The sequence below is a fragment of the Lactobacillus sp. C449L genome (genome assembly GCF_059900815.1).
This window is the reverse complement of sequence record NZ_JBWXGA010000001.1, coordinates 204,718-222,971: the sequence shown is the minus strand read 5'-3', so window position 1 is coordinate 222,971 and position 18,254 is coordinate 204,718. Positions and strand designations below refer to the sequence as shown.

Here is an 18,254-nt window from a genome sequence, read left to right as displayed (position 1 = left end):
ATCTCTAATTTTCTTTCCAAGTTGAATGACTTGCATAGTCTTTAACAGCTTGTTTTTGCAAGTCCTCATCAGTTTTAGCGACACTTTCCTGATATTGGTCTTCAATCTCAATTCCAAGATCAGATAGTTGTTGCTCAGCAACTGGTGCTGGAGCATGCATCATTGGTTCTGAAGCATTGGCGTTCTTTGGAAAAGCTAAAACATCGCGAATATTATCTTTTTCAGCTAACAACATTGCAAAACGATCTAAACCAATTGCTAAGCCGGCATGTGGTGGGAATCCCATGTCTAAAGCTTCAAGCAAATAACCAAATTGTTCGTAAGCACGCTTTTTGGTAAAGCCAAGTGCTTTAAACATCTTTTCTTGGATTGAGCGCTTGTGAATACGTATCGATCCACCACCAAGTTCATCACCGTTCATAACAATATCATAACTACGAGCATGTGCCTTATGCGGATCAGTATCTAATAAAGCAATACCTTCATCATCAGGCATTGTGAATGGATGATGGGCAGCAATCCATCTACCTAGACCTTCATCATATTCAAATAATGGCCAATCAACTATCCAAACGAAATCAAACTCGTGTTTTGGAATAATATTTGTTTCTTTAGCAAATTCACGCCTTAGATGGTCAAGTGAGTCGCAACAAACCTTCCATTTGTCAGCAACAAATACTATGAGTTCATCTCCAGTCAAACTAAATTCTTTGATTAAAGCCATCTGATTTGTTTCAGTTAAAAAGCGTGCTATTGGACCTGAAAATTCGCCATTTTCAAATTTTACCCAAGCCAGACCTTTAGCATGGAAACGCTTGATATATTCCTGTTTCTTTTCAATTTGCTTACGTGAATATGCCTGAGCACCATTTTTAACCGCAATTCCTTTAACGAAACCACCGTCTGCAATTGCATTAGAAAAAACTTTGAAATCACTATTTTTAAAAATTGGACTTAAATCATGAATTAACATATCAAAACGAATATCAGGTTTATCTGTTCCGTAGTTATTCATCGCATCTTCCCATGAAATACGGTCAATCGGTGTCTTTAAATCGATTCCCATGACATCTTTCATGATTTTCTTTAATAAGCCTTCAGTATAATTTTGAACTTGCTTTTCATCCGTAAAAGAAGTTTCCAAGTCAATTTGCGTAAACTCAGGTTGACGATCACCACGCAAATCTTCATCACGGAAACATCTTGCCAATTGGTAATACTTGTCAAAACCTGCTCCCATGAGAAGTTGCTTAAATAACTGCGGAGATTGCGGTAAGGCATAAAAGCTACCGGGATAGATTCTCGAAGGAACTAGATAGTCTCGAGCTCCCTCTGGCGAAGATTTACCTAAAATAGGAGTTTCAATGTTAATAAAACCATTTTGGTCAAAGTATTCATGAGTTGCTTGAAGAATTTTTGATCTTAAAATAATTGCTTTTTGTAAATTCGGTCGACGTAAATCAAGGTAGCGATACTTTAGCCTTGTCTGCTCGCTGACTTCAGCGTCATCTTTAACTTCGAAAGGTGGTACTTGAGACTTATTCAAGATAACGACTTCACTGGCTTCAACTTCAACTTCTCCAGTTTTCATGTCCGAATTAACACTTGAGCGCTTTACAACTTTTCCTTTAACTTGAATAACGTACTCATTACCAAGAGAATCAGCTATTTCCATTAGCTCTTGACCTGAATCATGATTAATGACAACCTGAACGATTCCCTCACGATCACGCAAGTCAATAAATACAAGATTACCAAGATTTCGTACGCGTTGCACCCAACCGTATAAGTTAAAATCTTTTCCAATATATTCAGCAGTTATATTACCGCAATAATTTGTTCTCAGTTCCATTTCTAATCCTTTAATTCTTTCAAGATACTTTTCATGTTAGCGATGTCCGCAAGTTTTAATTCTCGCGTTTTTCCATCAGTAAGCCGTTTAATATTTAGAACTCCATTGGTTAATTCTCTTGCCCCAAGAGTAATCACATACTTTGCATTTACACGATCAGCTTTTTTAAACTGCGCTTTAAGTTTCTTTTGGTCAACATCATATTGTACTTTATAGCCCTGACTACGTAGCGAACGCGCGAACTCTACTGCTTTTAATTCAGTACCGTCACCAATGTTAGCGATGAAGAAATCGATTCCTTGATCTTTAAACAAATCTGGATTCTGTTTTTGTAGTACCAACATTAATCGTTCTTCACCGATTCCAAAGCCAACTGCAGGAGTTGCCGGTCCGTCAAATTCTTCTACAAGATTGTCATAACGACCGCCACCTAATATCGCAGTAGCAGATTCCCATAAACTAGGATCATTGACCAGGAATTCAAAAATAATTCCTGAATAATAGTCTAATCCACGAACTAAATCATTATCGATTGTATATGAAATGCCGAGTTGATCAAGCATCTGCGTAATTTCGTTAAAATTCTTTCTTGCATCATCATTAAGATAATCGATTATTTTAGGGGCATTTGGTAAAAATTGTTTATCTTGTTCATCTTTAGAATCTAAAATCCGCAGTGGATTCTTTTCTAATCGACGCTTAGAATCGTCCGATAATTGCTCTTTTAATGGTCTAAAGTAATCAACTAAAGCATCATGATAATCTTGCCGAGCCTGAGCATTACCCAAGGTATTAATGTGTAATTCGTAATTTTTAACACCAAGTTCTGCTAGTAAATCATGAGCCAAAACAATTGTTTCAACATCAGCTAATGGATTTTTGGAACCAAAACTTTCAATGCCAATTTGGTGAAATTCACGTTGGCGACCAGCTTGTGGTCTTTCATAGCGAAAAAATGATTCAATATAATAGACATTATAAGGCTTAACCATTTCTGGAGCATATAGCTTATCTTCAACATACGCTCTAACTACCCCAGCTGTTCCTTCTGGGCGAAGAGCAACGTGTCGTCCACCTTTGTCATTAAAATCATACATTTCTTTCTCAACGACATCTGAAGTTTCGCCACTAGAACGGGAAAAGACTTCATAATTTTCAAAACTAGGTGTTCGAATTTCCCGATAATTAGCCTGCTTAAAAAAATCACGCAGTATTTGTTCAACTTTTTCCCAAGAACCAGATTGGTCTGGCAAAATATCAACTGTTCCCTTTGGTCTTTGAACTCTCATTTAATCATCCTTTTTAATAAAAAAGCACCCTTGAATAAGAATCAAGGGCGCTCTGAATTAGCACGGTACCACCTTTTGCCTGCTGCGAAATAACGCTCGCGATGCGGTTATTATCTGGTAAAGGGGTCACAGTTAGCTTTTTTAATCCACTCTTTTCAGCAAAGCGAGTAGTCTCTAAAATAAAAATGCTAAACTTCAGTCTTCGTCATTGATAATTCTTGTTTTAGCTTATAGTTTTAACGTAAAAATGTCAACCAAAACTGGCAGTCAGGACAAACTATTTTTACATATCTAAAACAATTGTAAACGGTCCATCATTTTCAAGATTAACCTTCATATCAGCACCAAATTCTCCAGTTTCAACTTTTAAACCAGTATTTTCAAGTTCATGATTAAATGCTTGCCACAATTGGTCTGATTTTGGCGGTTTCATTGCTTGAATAAAACTTGGGCGATTGCCCTTTTTAGTATCGGCTAGTAATGTAAACTGGCTAACACTTAAGATTTCACCTTCAACATCTTTAATGCCTAAGTTGGTTTTGCCAGTTTCATCCTCAAAAATACGCATCTTAGCAATCTTAGCAGCAGTTTTTTTAACTACTTCAAGGTCGTCATTTTCTTTAAGACCAACAAAAAGTAGCAGCCCTTTTTTAATTTGGCCAACAATTTTTCCGTTAATTTTAACATCAGCGTGGTTGACTCGCTGAATTACAACTCGCATTAGTTGTCTGCCCTTCTTGTTTCATATACGTCAGGAATATCACGTAATTTGGATAAAATTCCATCTAGCTGATTGGAATTAGTTACCGCAACAGTTGCGTATATATGAGCTATATTGTCATCGTTTACTTTTCCTGATAGGTTATTAATATTAGGCGTTAAAGAGTTCAGTTTAGTCAAAACATCACTTAGAAGTCTGCTACGATTGTAGCCGAAGACCTCAATGTTTGCGTTAAATGCTTGCTGATTACTCTCTTCAACATTTTCCCATTCTACTTCAACTAGGCGTCCTTGACTATCATTATTGTTAGTAATATTGCGACAATCTTTGCGGTGAATTGTAACACCACGCCCCTTAGTTACATAGCCAACAATTTCATCACCAGGAACCGGATTACAGCACTTAGCTAGATGAAGCATCAAGTCGCTAACGCCTTGAATCATTACTCCATTTTTATGCTTGATTTTCATCGATGAAGAGTGGTTCTTGTTACCTGTATCAGTAATCGATTTTTGTCCTGAATTTAAAATTTGCTCTTCAAGCTGCTTTTGCCGCTTTTTTTCATCTTCATGACGAATATCCGCAGTAAGTCGATTAACTACACTGATTGCTGATAAATCACCAAAACCAACGGATGCGTACATTTCGTCTGCAGTATGATAATTAAGCTGCTCTAAGAGCTGCTCAATGTGCTCTTTATCCATAAACTCTTTAGGTGAGTAGTTTTGCTCGCGCAAATTATCTGCAATCATTTGCTCACCTTGTTCGATGTTGCTTTCACGATCAAGGCTTCTAAAGTAGCGGCGAATTTTATTTCGAGCTCGGGAAGTTTTAACCATATCAATCCAGTCGGTTGATGGACTTGCATTTGATTGGGTCATGATGTCAATAACATCACCATTTTTCAATTTGTAGTCCAGCGGAACTAACTTACCGTTAACTTTAGCCCCCACTGCGTGACTACCAACTTGAGTATGAATTTCGTAGGCAAAATCAAGAGTTACTGATCCTTTGGGAAGTTCGTAAACTTCGCCTTTGGGGGTGAAGACGTAAACACGATCTGAAAAAATTTCACTCTTTACATTCTTCATGAATTCGCCAGCGTCTTGTGTTTCATCCTTTAGCTCAAGGATTTCTCGTACCATATCTAGTTTTTCATTTGAACTAGTTTGTTCGACTCCAGTAAAATTCCCCTGTTTATAAGCCCAGTGAGCAGCCACACCGTACTCGGCAACTTCATGCATTTGTTCAGTTCTTATCTGAATTTCTAGCGGACGACCGCCTGGGCCGATAATTGTCGTATGTAATGATTGATAACCATTAACTTTAGGAACGGCAATGTAGTCTTTAAAACGACCTGGCATTGGTTTCCACTTAGTATGAACTGCTCCTAAAACGGCATAACAATCTTTAACGGTCTGAACAACTACCCGAACTGCTAATAAATCATAGATTTCGTTGAAATCTTTATGCTTATCAAGCATTTTTTTATAAATTGAATAAATGTGCTTGGGCCGCCCGTAAATTTCGTACTTAATACCAAGACTGTCCAAACTCTTCTTTAGGGTCTGTGTAGTTTCTTGAATGTAGCCTTCACGCTCACTACGTTTTAAACTCATTAAATTGACAATTTGGTAATACGCTTCAGGATTTAAATAATGAAAACTGAGATCTTCTAATTCCCATTTGATTGTACCAATACCTAACCGGTCAGCTAGAGGAGCATAAATGTCCATGGTTTCAGAAGCAATTCGGCGTTGCTTATCTGGACGCAAATGCTCAAGCGTGTGCATATTATGCAACCGGTCAGCTAATTTAACCATGATAACCCGAATGTCCTTTGCCATTGCAATTAACATTTTTCGGTGGTTCTCAGCTAAAAACTCTTGATGCGATTTATATTCGTATTTATTTAGCTTGGTTACCCCATCAACAATAAAGGCAACATCCTTGCCAAACTTTTCCTTGATATCATCATTGGTAACTTCAGTATCTTCAACTGTGTCATGTAAAAAGCCGGCAGCAATAGTATCAGCGTCCAAACTCAAACGAGCTAAAGTACCTGCTACCTGAGTTGGATGGACAATATATGGTTGGCCAGACGCGCGTTTTTGTTCCTTATGCGCCTCTTTTGCAAATTCATAAGCTTTTTCAATAAAAGCAATTTGCTCTTCAGTCATATATTTTTTACAGGTATCAATTACTTGGTCATGAGTCATTTCAACATACTTTGACATAGAACCCGGCCCTTCTATTTATATATTTGTTTGTCCATTAAGCCAAAAATTTCGAAAATAAGATAAATCAAGCCAAACAAGAAGTTATATTTCGCATATTTCATCAAAACAATCAAGCAAAAGCAGATGGGCAATAATAATAACCAGTATCGCTTTAAATTGATTGTTTTGATTAATTTACCTACGTGATAGCTAACCACGCAATTAAATACAATAAACAACAGTCCGACTCGCCAAATAACTGAAATTCTCAATAGACTGAAAACAAGTGGTAAGACTGTAACCAGCATAGTCCACCAAATAATTGGCATCGGCTGATATTGATTTAGTTTTCGAATTAATGGTATTTGTTTGAATTTATCAATCAATTCGCTTTTTCCTTACTTAGTTTAATTTCTTATTATAACTCTTTTAATGTTCTTTTCGCTCAATTATTAATCCAATCCACCGATCTTGCTTCATGGTCAAATTGATTTTGAAACCATTCTGAGTAAGGGCTTGTTTAATTTTATCCAATTGTAAGTAATCAATTCCTGAAAAAATTACCTTACCATTCGCAGCTAAGTGTTCATCAAGTTGCGGAATCAAATCAAGCAAAATCTCTGCCAAAATATTAGCAACGATCACGTCAAATTTACCATCAATATTCTTTAATAAACTTGTTTTCTTGATTTTAACATTGTTCAAATGATTCAATGCAATATTCTCTTGTGCGGCTGTAACTGCCTCCTCTGTAATATCTGTTCCTAATACTTGGCTAGCCCCAAGTAAGGAAGCGGCAATTGCTAAAATACCAGATCCAGTGCCAACATCAATCACACTCTTAGGCTTGTCAAGAACACGTTCTAAGCCCATCATTGATAGTTGTGTAGTTGTATGACCACCTGTTCCAAAAGCAAGTCCAGGATCTAAATTAATTAACTTTTGATCAGGAAATTGCGGTTGGTAGTTTTCCCACTCAGGTACGACTGCCAAATACCGCGAAAAATTAATTACATGATAGAACTTCTGCCAAACAGTATTCCAATCACGATCTTCAATATATGAAGCACTAACTTCGGCAAGGCCTACATTCAAGCCATAGCTTTTTAATTCAAGTAGTTTATCTTGATATTTTTTAATTAGTTCCTTTCGGTTAGCATCTTCATTAAAATATGCCAAAAATTGCATATCGACAGGCAAATTTTCAATTTCAGACAAATCAACAGTGCTTGAGTCGTTTTCCCAACCTATTTCTTCAAAATCTGAGCGTTTGCGCGTTTCTGTTCCCAGACAATGTAAGATGTCCTGGCTGTAAACGCTGAGAGCATCTTCTACTTCGTGACTAGTTTCAATTTTTATAATAAGTAACTTCATGCTTCAAACTCCTTTATCAAACTTTCTGATCAATGCTATTATTAAATTGGTGAGATTTATGTCTAAGAAAAAAAATAAAATCGAAAAAACGCTAGTGGAAAAAATTCTTGATCGAAACAAAGTAAAATATCGACAGGTAGAGTTTGCTACATCAGAGGATTCAGGTGGCGTAGCGCAAATAGATACTTCTATTTTAAACGAGAATGAGCATTTGGTCTACAAGACGCTTGTTTGCACTGGTAACAAAACCGGAGTAATTGTTGGTGTTGTCCCGATAACCAAGCATCTAAGTATGAAAAAACTGGCAAAGCATTCTGGAAACAAGAAATGCGAAATGCTACCTTTAAAAGAACTGGAAAAAACTACCGGTTATGTTCATGGAGCAAACACTCCAATTGGAATCTCTTTTAACCATCATTTCCCTATTTATCTTGATAATAGCATGATAAATGAAACTGAAATTGGTGTTTCAAGTGGTAAAGTTGGAAGAAGTGTCTTTTTAAAGCCAAGTGATTTGCAAAAAATTACAAAGGCAGAATTTTGCGATTTGGTTGAGAGAAGTAATTAAGTGTTTTTTCCTAGTTCAATTTACTCTAGTAACTAAAAACTATATTTAATCTTAAAAATTATTTACAAGGATAGTATTAGTAGCATCTTTTGTACTATAATTTGAGATAATAGGAAAGTTGAAGGGATAGACAAATGACACTATTACCGGATGAGCAATTAGCTAACATTGCACACGATTATTTTCTTAGTAAGTTAACTATTGCGGATATATCCCAAAAATATAACCTTTCTCGCTATTTGATTTCCAAGGCAATTGATGAGGCCAAAGATAAGGGAATTGTAAAAATCACCATTTCTCAAAGTCCAAAAAGATCAGAAAAATTAGAGCGTAAATTTCAAGAGCTATTCCAGCTTAAGGAAGTATATATTCTCAAAAATTTAGCTACTAAAAATCAAGACCAAGAAATGATTGTTAATTACGCAGCTAAGCAAATCCAAAATTACACCAACTCAGCTCATGTAGTTGGTTTAACATGGGGAACGTTGATTAAAGACATCATTGACAATTTTTCAGAAGTTAACCGTGATGACCTGACTTTTGTTCAGCTTGTTGGCCAAATAGTGAATTCAAGTAAACTGCAAAACCAAGTCACTCAAGAAGCCGCTGATAAGTTCAAAGCCAAATGTTTAGCCTTCCCAGCCCCGCTTTATTCAATAAATTCTCAATTAGTAGAGAATATTAGAAAAGAACCATTTTATCAATATAACGAAAAGGAATTTTCACAATTAGACTTAGTATTTGCAAGTATCGGAACCGCTCAGTCACTAGAAACTGACCAGTTTTTTATGGACCACTATACTAAAGAATTGTTAAAAAATGTAGATAAAGACCAAATTGCTGGAATTATTCTTGGACGGCCGTATGATATCAACGGCAATTTTTATAAACCAATTGAGTCGCATATTTGTGGTATCAGTATAGAAGACTTTATGCATATACCTATCCGTTTTGTAATTGTTAAGAACCGCTTTAAAGAAGATGCTCTTTTAGGTGCTCTCAGAAGTGGTATCATCACCCATTTAGTAACTAATTCTGAAATTGCCGAAGCAGTTTTACGAAAAAATCAGAGTTTCACTTAGTCTTCTTAATTTAAATAGTCGTTTTAAGTAACGGCTATTTTTTTGCTGTTGAATATTTTTGGTCGGAAAATTCTTTGCACGAAACTGTTTTTCTTGCTTGATTATATTTAGGCTCTCTTACCTAGTTTAGATTAATTCCATCTAGAATTTCTTGCATTTTATCAGCTGAATCATTCATTTTCACGAGTTCTCGTTTAGACAATTTTGCTTCAATCACATGATTGATTCCCGATCCGTCTATGACGGTTGGCGTACCCAAATACAAATCATGCTTAATGCCATACTCACCATTAATTGGTGCAGAAAGCGGTAAGACAACTGCCCGATTATTTAAAATTGCACTAACAATTTGTGTTAACATAACGGCAATTCCATAAAAAGTAGCACCTTTATTTTCAATGATTTTGCTCCCCTTTTGTCGAATATCAGTTTCAATTTCTTTTAAAACTTTATCATCAATTTCATTGAATTTACGTAAAGGCTTATCGGCAACAGTAGATTCATCAAAATTTTCAAATGAAGTATCACCGTGTTCACCAAGAACCATTGAATTAACTGCGGTAACTGGAACCTGTAGTTTTCTGGCTAATTGGACTTGAAGGCGAGCTGAATCAAGTGAAGTTCCTGTTCCAATAACCTTATTCTTTGGAAACCCAGATAATTTTTGAGTCAATGTAGTCAAAATATCAACTGGATTAGCCGAAACTATAAATATTCCAGCAAAACCTGATTTAATTACTGGATTAATAATGCTTTTTAAAATGGCGACATTTTTATTAACTAAGTCCAGCCTAGTCTCACCTGGTTTACGGGGAATTCCAGCAGTAATTACTACGATATCTGCATCCTGTGCATCGGAGTATTCGCCCGCATGAACATTGCATTCACCTGTAAAAGGAGTAATATCTTCCAAATCCAGCGAATCTCCAATTGGACGCTGCTTAACTACATCGGTAATAACCAGTTCGTCAACTCTAGTATGTTGTAATAAATCATTGGCAAAAGTTGAACCAACCGCCCCGTCACCGACAAGCATTACTTTTCTATTCATAGTTCTTTCCTTTCATGTTAGCAACCATAGTCATCAAATACGTTTCACATTATAAAAGTGATAGCTACCTTTAGCAATATTAGTTTTTTAAAATTAAACACAAACAAATAAAAAGCACTTAGATAGATCTAAGTGTTTTTTTAAGTATTAACTTTTCTTTCCTGAATAAACAAACTTACTTATTTGCATCCCGGCTTGTCGACCAAAAATAACAGTTTCAGCAATCGAGTTACCACCAATTCGGTTGTTGCCGTGAAGACCACCAGAGACTTCACCAGCAGCATACAAACCAGGTATTACCTCTCCATTAGTATCTAATACTTCGGTCTTGGTATTGATATGAATACCTCCCATTGTGTAATGAATTGCTGGATTAACATGAATTGCAAAAAATGGTCCATCGTTAATTGCTCGTTCCATTCCCGTCATTCGTCCAAACTCCTTATCGTTCTTGGTTGCAACTGACTCATTCCAAGTTTTAATGGAAGTGGCCAAACTAGATGGATCAACACCTATTTCGTTAGCAATATCATTTAAAGTAGCCCCAGTTTTTACCAGACCAATATGATCATAAAACTCAACCGCAGAAAAATTATTGCGAATATTCTGATCAAAAATGAGAAAAGCACCATTTTCATGCAAATTATTAATTGCATTAGAAACGATTTTTCGCGTATTCATTTCATTAACAAATCTCTTTCCAGATTTATTAACTAAAATCGCTCCCTCACCTCGCAATCCTTCACCGATTAAATATACATGATCCCTATCGGTCTGGGCAGTTGGATGAACCTGAATAAAGTCCATCTGCTCAAGCTGTGCACCCACCTGGCTTGCAAGAAAAAGGCCATCACCTGTTGTTCCGGGCTGATTAGTAGTTTTAAAGCCAATTAAGTCAGGTCGATATTGTTCAATTAACTTTTTAGAAGATCCAAAGCCCCCAGACGCTAACAAAACTGCTTTTGCATTTACTGTCTTATTTCCGTTATCAGTTTCTAGTTGAATCCCTAAAATGCTTTTATTTTGGTCTTGAATTAGTTTGGTTACTTTAGAATTATTAAAAACCGGTATGTTGTTTTTTTGTACTTGTTTTAAGGCGCCTGTTATCAAGTAGTTACCAACTGGAGCCATTGAACCGGGACGATGAGCCCTTTTTTTACTCATTCCGCCAGTAATGGTTAAGTTAGTTAATTCGATGTCATGATCTTTTAACCAGTCAATCGCTATAGCAGAATGGTCAACAAAATAACGTAATAATTCTGGGTCATTTAGACGACCTCCACCTTGCATAGTCTCTTGATAAAAATCTGCTTTGTCATCGATTATGCCTGCATTTATTTGAACTAGACTTTCTGAAGCATTCATACCCGAGGAAGCCCGACTGGTATTGCCACCAAGCTCAGTGTTTTTTTCAAAAACGGCAACCTTTAATCCCAGCTCATTTGCTTGAATCCCCGCGGTTAGACCTGCTCCGCCGCTTCCAATGATAACTGCATCGTAATATTCTTCAATTTCAGAACTTTTATTTGGGGTAAAAATAAATTTAGCCATTAATTTATTATTCTCCTTTATTTTTCTGGTTCAGTTCGATCTAAATTAGTCATTTTCATATAGTTCATCCATTCGTCATATTGTTCAGCAGTAACCTCTTTACTCTTTAAAGCCGCCTCTTTTAAAGTAATTCCTTCTTTATCAGCCTTTTGCGCAATTTTTGCAGCCGCGTGATAACCAATATGTGGCGATAATGCGGTAACTGTCATCAGGGAATTTTCTAGTAACTCATCCATCTTTTCTGGGTTAACGGTTAAACCAACAATCAATTTTTCTGTAAAACCTATAATTGTCCCAGTTAAAATGTCGCAAGAATCTAAAAAAGCAGCAATCATTACCGTCTTAAAAACGTTCATTTCAAAGTTTCCCTGCGAAGCCGCAAAGGTAATGGTAGTATCGTTGCCAAAAACTTTTGCAGCTGCCATTGTTACAGCTTCAGCTTGGGTAGGATTAACTTTACCAGGCATAATTGACGAGCCAGGCTCGTTTGCTGGTATATTTAATTCGTGGTAGGCAGCTCTTGGTCCAGAAGCTAAAAACCGAATATCCTGTGCAATCTTAAACATATCAGCAGCTAATGTTTTTAAAGCGCCATGAACTACATCAATACCAGAATGGTGAGCTAGTCCCCAGAATTTATTAGTTTTAACTTTAAATTCATGCCCATATACCTTGGATAATTTGCTTACTATTCTCTCGGTCATGTCTGGAGCAGCGTTTAAACCAGTTCCTACAGCAGTGCCACCAATAGCTAATTCGTACAAAGTAGGCTTAAGTTCTTGAATGTACTCTAAATCATGTTTTAAGGCAGAAATATATCCAGAAATTTCTTGCCCAAAAGTAATTGGTGTGGCATCTTGAAGGTGAGTTCGCCCAACTTTAACTGTTTTCCAATATTTGTTTTGTTTGATTTTTAGTTCATCGATTAATCGCTTAATTGCGGGTTCTAAACAGTCAAGTGCTTCAACTGCTACAATGTTCATTGCAGTTGGATAGGTATCATTTGATGACTGGCCGCGATTAACATCGTCATTTGGCAGGATGTTAAGATCTGGATGAAGTTTATTTGCCAGATTAGCGACTACTTCGTTAACATTCATGTTGCTTTGTGTTCCCGAACCAGTTTGCAAAACATGCAAGGGAAAATCTTTACGTAAATCTTCATCACTCAATTTTAATAGTTGGTCAATTGCATCCTTAATTGCATTACCCTTTTTTTCAGGTTCTTCACCAACTTCAACATTTGATTCAGCAGCAGCTTTTTTCAAGTTAAGAAATGCCCGAATAATTGCTAAGGGCATTAGTTCACCACTTGTAAAATTGTTGCGACTTCGCTCAGTTTGCGGGCCCCATAAAGCTTCTTTGGGAATTTTGACTGGACCTATAGTGTCTTCTTCAATGCGATATTCTACTTCACCCATTTAATTTTCCTTTTTTATTTGTCTCAATAGTGTATTTATCCTTGTATCATGATAACTGTTATTGCCACAGTTCTCAATGCTTTAAAAAGTGTATGCCTTCTGAATATTTTAAAATAGCTTTTAATTTACCAAAAAAAAAACACTTCAGTGGAAGTGCTTCTTAGTACTAATTTAGATTTTTAAGGTTTCGGCATTAATTGCAACAATCACTGTTGATAGTGACATGAGTAAAGCTCCGATTGCTGGCGGAAGAATAATTCCAACTGGTGCTAAGATACCAGCAGCTAAAGGTAAAGCAATAATGTTATATCCTGCTCCCCACCATAAATTCTGAATTGTCTTTTTTTGCGTATTCTGAGCTAGTTTTAAAAAACTAATGATATCGGTTGGCTCACTATTAACCAAAACAACATCTGCGGAATCAACTGCGACATCAGTTCCAGCTCCGATAGCTACCCCAATGTCGGCTTTAGCCAAACTTGGCGCATCATTAATTCCGTCACCAACCATCATTACCTTATTGTTTTCCTCTTGTAATTGAGCGACAATTTTTTGCTTATCTTCAGGCATCAATTCTGAGTATACTTCAGTAATTCCTAACTTGCTGGCAATGCTCTCAGCGGCTTTTTGGTTATCGCCAGTCAACATAACTGGAGTGATATTTAGTTGTTTGACTTGTTTAATCAGAGAAAGATCCGAAGATTTAATTTGGTCTCCAACTGCAATATAACCAAGAAGTTGCGTGTCATGAATCAAGTAACTCACAGTGTAGCTGGAAACATCGATTTCAGGAAAATTTTCAATTTGAGTTCGGGCAGTTTTTTCGTTAACTAATTGGTAGTTTTGACCATTTATTGTACCAGTAATACCTTTGCCAGCCATATCTTTACTGTTTGAAACAGGAAGTATTTCAGTCTTTTTTTCTTTAGCAAACTGTAAAATACTCTGGGCAATTGGATGCGTTGAATCTTGTTCAATGGATGCAATTATTCTTAATATCTCTTCTTGACTGTACTTTCTATTCAAAGTTCCAAATTTTCGCACTTGGAATTTGCCTTCCGTTAAGGTACCAGTTTTATCCATTAATAGATAATTAAGTTTAGAACTTACACTAATCACGTTCCGGTTTCTAACTAGTAGCCCTTTTTTGGCACCAATCGATGTACTTTTAGCATTTACCAACGGAATAGCTAATCCTAAAGCGTGCGGACAAGCAATAACTAAAACTGTTACCATTCTTTCCAATCCGTTAGCTATTCCTTGCAAACCAGTCCAAACTATAAAAGCAATGATTCCTATAATTAAAGCCGCGTAAAACAGCCATCCAGATACCTGATCAGCCAGGTTTTGCAGCTTTGATTTATTCATTTGTGCCGTTTGTACAAGTTTATTAACGTTAGCTAGAAAACCTGAATCAGCCGAATTTGCAACTTTAACAGTTAGTGTTCCTGAACCGTTAATCGATCCACCAATCACTTTATCATTTTTTGACCTAGTAACATCTTTTGATTCTCCAGTCACTAAGGATTCATTTACATCACTTGCGCCAGCTAAAATTTGACCATCAAGCGGAATGCTCTCACCTGGTTTGACAATAATTATTGTATCTTTTTTAACACTATTAAGATTAATATCTTCAATGTGACCATCACTTTGAACATGGACTTTATCTGGAAGCAGCTTAGCCAAATCATTAACTGAACTATTAGCACTCATGACGGAAGACATTTCAATCCAGTGACCCAACAACATAATCAAAATAAGCGTTGCTAGTTCCCAAAAAAAGTCCATAACATGGTTTTGATTCCGTAAAATACTATTTTGCACAAAGGCATATAAACTATAAATATATGCGGTACTAATCCCCAGAGAAATCAGTGTCATCATTTCCGGTTTTCGTTCCTTAAGTTCATAGTAGGCACCTTTAAGAAAAGGCTCTCCGCCATAAATAAACAAAATTGTTGCGAAGATAACTACAATCCACTCAGAACCTGGAAATGAAAATTGAAATGGCAGCTTTACTCCCATCGCTGGTGCTAGAAAAAGAATCGGAACGGAAAGTATTGCCGAAACCCAAAACTTCTGTTTTAAATTGCCCATGTGCATCATGCGACCACCATGCATCATCATGTCGCTGCCCATCTTCATTGAAGAATTGTTTGACATTGAGTGCATTTGTTCTTTATCGTGATCCTTGTTCATGTTCATATTGTTCAAATTAACCAGTCCAATCTTCTATTCATTAACTGCATATCCGTTTACTTAAATCTACTTTCATACGCAGCTGATGTCAAAGAAGAGGCTCTATTATTTGAACCATTTGATTAATTACTTAGGCTTTTTTAGATTTTTTATTTTGATAAAAATGTACGATCAAGCCAATTGCTAATCCAATAACTGCAGGAATTACCCAGTCCATACCGATATCAGCAAATGGTAAAAAGCGAAGTTGAATAGACTTCAACTGAAGGGCCCAGGGTTGTTGGCTAACAACAGGTGGGAACGATGCAAGCATATCAAAAACTGCAGGAATTAAAGTTAAGCCAACGCCCCAAATGTAAACTATTGGATCATAGTTAAACAGTGTGCCTGTAATAGATAAAATAATAAGTACTATAGCTATTGGATAAAGAAACATCAGCATTGGGGTTGACCAAGAAATAATTGTATCTAATCCAAAATTAGCAGTAATAAAGGAAGCAAAAGTCATAATTGCTAGCCAAGCATGATAGCTAATCTTACTAAAGCTACGGTGAAAATCTTGCGCAAAAGCAGCTAATAACCCAACTGCCGTAGTTAAACAGGTTAATGTAACTAAAGTGGCAAGAAGAGCGTGTCCAATGTCACCTAAATAGTAAGTAACAATTTGATTAAAAACTGTTCCTCCTTCAGGAGAAATTTTAAAGTGGTTAAGTGTAGTTGCACCAAGCCAAATTAAACCGATATAAATAATACCAATTGCCCCGGTTGCTATTACACCGGCAATTGCGGTTACTTTAGCATTACTTTTAGCAGAAGTTTTTCCTAATTGTTTGACTGCTGAAACAATTGTATAGCCGAATGCTAGCCCAGCTAATGCATCCATAGTATTATAGCCTTCTAAAAATCCATTAAAAAATGGCTGAGCTTGGTAAGCTGAAGTAACAGCTTGATTACTTGCTTTTCCCATTGGTGCAAAAGCTGCTAACAGAAAAATTGAGAATAGCAAAATTAAAAACAAAGGGTTTAAAATCCTGCCAATACTATCTAAAATAGAAGATTGCTTATACGCAATAATAAATGCCAAAATGAAGAAAATAGCTGAGAAAACCAAGAGACTAATTTTTGCATATTTCTGTGGCAAAACTGGTGCTAAACCGACTGAAAAAGAAATACTTGCTGTACGAGGAGTGGCAAATAAAGGACCAAGCGTCAAGTGAATTAAGACCATAAAAGCTAAAGCAAATTTTGATCCCAATGGTAAGCCAATATCATAGACTCCTTTGGCATGGCTAGCACTAATTGCTAAAACAGCTAACAAAGGCAAAAGGACGGCTGTAACCAAGAAGCCAAAAGTGGCAACTCCCCAATTTGCTCCGGCTAGTTGACCTAAGTGAATTGGAAAAATTAAATTTCCTGCTCCAAAGAACAAACCAAATAATAACGAAGCGACAACTAAATACTGTTTCCAAGTCAACGGCTTTTTATTTAAATCTTGCTCAAAATCTCCCATATTTTTCCTCCAATTAGAGCTCCTCTTCAATTTAAAATTGAAGTTAAACATATTTGTTACTTACGGCTTTGTCTTTATTAATAAAAATGATATTGAGTTTGGTGATAGTTTACTTGAGCACTAAAAAGCACCCTTGATTAAATCAAGGGTGCTTTTGGCACGGTACCACCTAACTTACTGATAAATCACTTGCTGATTTATCAAGTCACTTCACACACGGCAATATTGCGATGCGCTAACACGTTAATGGGTGTTACCAATATAAGCTACTTAAATTTCACCATATAGCTCAAAGCTACTTTCAATTTGTCTTCACGGTTCTTTTTCAGCAATCAGAACTCTCTATGACGTTACATACAAATCTACTCTTCTTTTCATTGCTTTATTAATATTAATAATATTTTAATCATGGTCTTAACTATTGTCAACAAAAAATTGCTTCATTTACGAACTTATTGTGATTTTCTAATAACCAGGCAGCAAAATGCTTTGCAATTTTGGTAACACCATAGTTAAGCACAGCAAGACCATAATGGGGTTTAGTCTCATATTCTAAAAGTAAGCTATGCTCATTTTGATCTTTCGCACTAGAAACAAAATTAGCCCAAATGCCAACGCCTAAATCTGCTTTTACCATGATGCTTGAGTTTAAAATGTTATTTGCATATACCAAATTTGTTTTTTCATTTACTTTTTTGATTTCTTTTTGTAAATCATTTTGAGATGGCGGACACCATTGACTATCTAAAAAAATCAATCTGAATTTACTCAATTCTGATAACTTTATAGTTTTTTTCTCACTAGACTTTAGCTTTTCATGAAAATTAGCACAATACGAACCTACTGTTAGATCATAGTATTTTATGTTCTCCATTTTTGAGACGATATCGGGCATAGTTAGAATTACGTCACAATCACCATTTAATAAATGATCTTTCAAAGCATTGTGTGCGAAATTCTCTAAGTAAACATTAATATTCTCAAATGGACACTCCCGATTATATTCTTTAATTATCTTAGGTAAAATAGATATTTCAAAAGGTGTTCCGCTATATCCAATTGTTAAATCATGTTCCCTTCTCTGCTCTATTCTTTGAGCCCTTTGAACTGATTTATTGTAAAAGTTTAACATTGGCTTCATAGATTGATAGAAGTCTTCACCGCTTTTTGTCAATCTAACTTGTTTTCTCGTACGGTAAAATAACAAAATATTAAGTTCTCTTTCCATAGTTGAAATTGTTTGTGAAACCGCAGATTGAGAAATATTCATTTGAAGTGCAGTCTGAGAAAAGTTCAGAGTTTCAGCCAAATTTAGAAAAACTGCTAAGTGATCATGATTCATTTTTTCTCCTTTTATAAGTAAAACTGATTAATAATAATAAAACTGATTATATGTGATTTCTTTATCAATGTT

Annotated in this window: 13 protein-coding genes and 1 other annotated feature; of the genes, 2 read left to right on the top strand and 11 right to left on the bottom strand. The window is 36.0% G+C overall.

The genetic code is table 11. From position 1 onward, the window contains the following. Positions 1–4: 4 nt before the first annotated feature. From aspS to prmA, 5 genes are all read right to left on the bottom strand, one after another. Positions 5–1,852: an aspartate--tRNA ligase gene (gene aspS, locus AC2JF9_RS01055; protein WP_500724831.1), complete on the bottom strand. Its 1,848-nt coding sequence runs from the start codon at positions 1,850–1,852 to the stop codon at positions 5–7. A gap of 2 nt (positions 1,853–1,854) precedes the next feature. Next, complete coding sequence (gene hisS, locus AC2JF9_RS01050; protein WP_500724830.1) at positions 1,855–3,141, bottom strand: histidine--tRNA ligase; 1,287 nt, start codon at positions 3,139–3,141, stop codon at positions 1,855–1,857. Positions 3,142–3,424: 283 nt separating this feature from the next. After that, positions 3,425–3,862 carry a D-aminoacyl-tRNA deacylase gene (dtd, locus tag AC2JF9_RS01045; protein ID WP_500724829.1) on the bottom strand — a complete coding sequence of 146 codons (438 nt, stop codon included), beginning with the start codon at positions 3,860–3,862 and terminating at the stop codon, positions 3,425–3,427. After that, entirely contained in the window at positions 3,862–6,099 is a 2,238-nt protein-coding gene (locus tag AC2JF9_RS01040; RefSeq protein WP_500724828.1) for a RelA/SpoT family protein, read from the bottom strand. Before AC2JF9_RS01040 ends, dtd begins: the two co-directional genes overlap by 1 nt. 411 nt (positions 6,100–6,510) lie before the next feature. Continuing rightward, positions 6,511–7,455: a 50S ribosomal protein L11 methyltransferase gene (gene prmA, locus AC2JF9_RS01035; protein WP_500724827.1), complete on the bottom strand. Its 945-nt coding sequence runs from the start codon at positions 7,453–7,455 to the stop codon at positions 6,511–6,513. A gap of 58 nt (positions 7,456–7,513) precedes the next feature. Here prmA and AC2JF9_RS01030 point away from each other — a divergent pair, with 58 nt between their 5' ends. Both AC2JF9_RS01030 and AC2JF9_RS01025 read left to right on the top strand, forming a co-directional pair. Continuing rightward, positions 7,514–8,023 (top strand): aminoacyl-tRNA deacylase, encoded by a 510-nt coding sequence (locus AC2JF9_RS01030; protein ID WP_500724826.1) that lies wholly within the window; start codon positions 7,514–7,516, stop codon positions 8,021–8,023. Between the two features lie 134 nt (positions 8,024–8,157). Further along, complete coding sequence (locus tag AC2JF9_RS01025; RefSeq protein WP_500724825.1) at positions 8,158–9,105, top strand: sugar-binding transcriptional regulator; 948 nt, start codon at positions 8,158–8,160, stop codon at positions 9,103–9,105. 121 nt (positions 9,106–9,226) lie between these two features. Here the strand turns inward: AC2JF9_RS01025 and AC2JF9_RS01020 are convergent, their stop codons facing one another. The 6 genes from AC2JF9_RS01020 to AC2JF9_RS00995 all read right to left on the bottom strand — a co-directional run bounded on the left by AC2JF9_RS01020 (position 9,227) and on the right by AC2JF9_RS00995 (position 18,182). Continuing rightward, on the bottom strand, positions 9,227–10,156 hold the full coding sequence (locus AC2JF9_RS01020; RefSeq protein ID WP_500724824.1) for an L-lactate dehydrogenase: 930 nt from the start codon (positions 10,154–10,156) through the stop codon (positions 9,227–9,229). A gap of 147 nt (positions 10,157–10,303) precedes the next feature. Then, positions 10,304–11,707, bottom strand: coding sequence for a flavocytochrome c (locus AC2JF9_RS01015; RefSeq protein ID WP_500724822.1), 1,404 nt, complete (start codon positions 11,705–11,707; stop codon positions 10,304–10,306). A 17-nt stretch (positions 11,708–11,724) separates the two neighbouring features. Then, on the bottom strand, positions 11,725–13,128 hold the full coding sequence (locus AC2JF9_RS01010; RefSeq protein WP_500724820.1) for a class II fumarate hydratase: 1,404 nt from the start codon (positions 13,126–13,128) through the stop codon (positions 11,725–11,727). A 171-nt stretch (positions 13,129–13,299) separates the two neighbouring features. Beyond that, on the bottom strand, positions 13,300–15,330 hold the full coding sequence (locus AC2JF9_RS01005) for a copper-translocating P-type ATPase (RefSeq protein WP_500724819.1): 2,031 nt from the start codon (positions 15,328–15,330) through the stop codon (positions 13,300–13,302). A 130-nt stretch (positions 15,331–15,460) separates the two neighbouring features. Beyond that, positions 15,461–16,840, bottom strand: coding sequence for a branched-chain amino acid transport system II carrier protein (gene brnQ, locus AC2JF9_RS01000; protein WP_500724818.1), 1,380 nt, complete (start codon positions 16,838–16,840; stop codon positions 15,461–15,463). A 141-nt stretch (positions 16,841–16,981) separates the two neighbouring features. Further along, positions 16,982–17,227, bottom strand: a binding site (T-box leader). A gap of 37 nt (positions 17,228–17,264) precedes the next feature. Further along, a complete protein-coding gene (locus AC2JF9_RS00995) occupies positions 17,265–18,182 on the bottom strand; it encodes a LysR family transcriptional regulator (RefSeq protein ID WP_500724817.1) in 918 nt (305 codons plus the stop codon). Positions 18,183–18,254 lie beyond the last annotated feature (72 nt).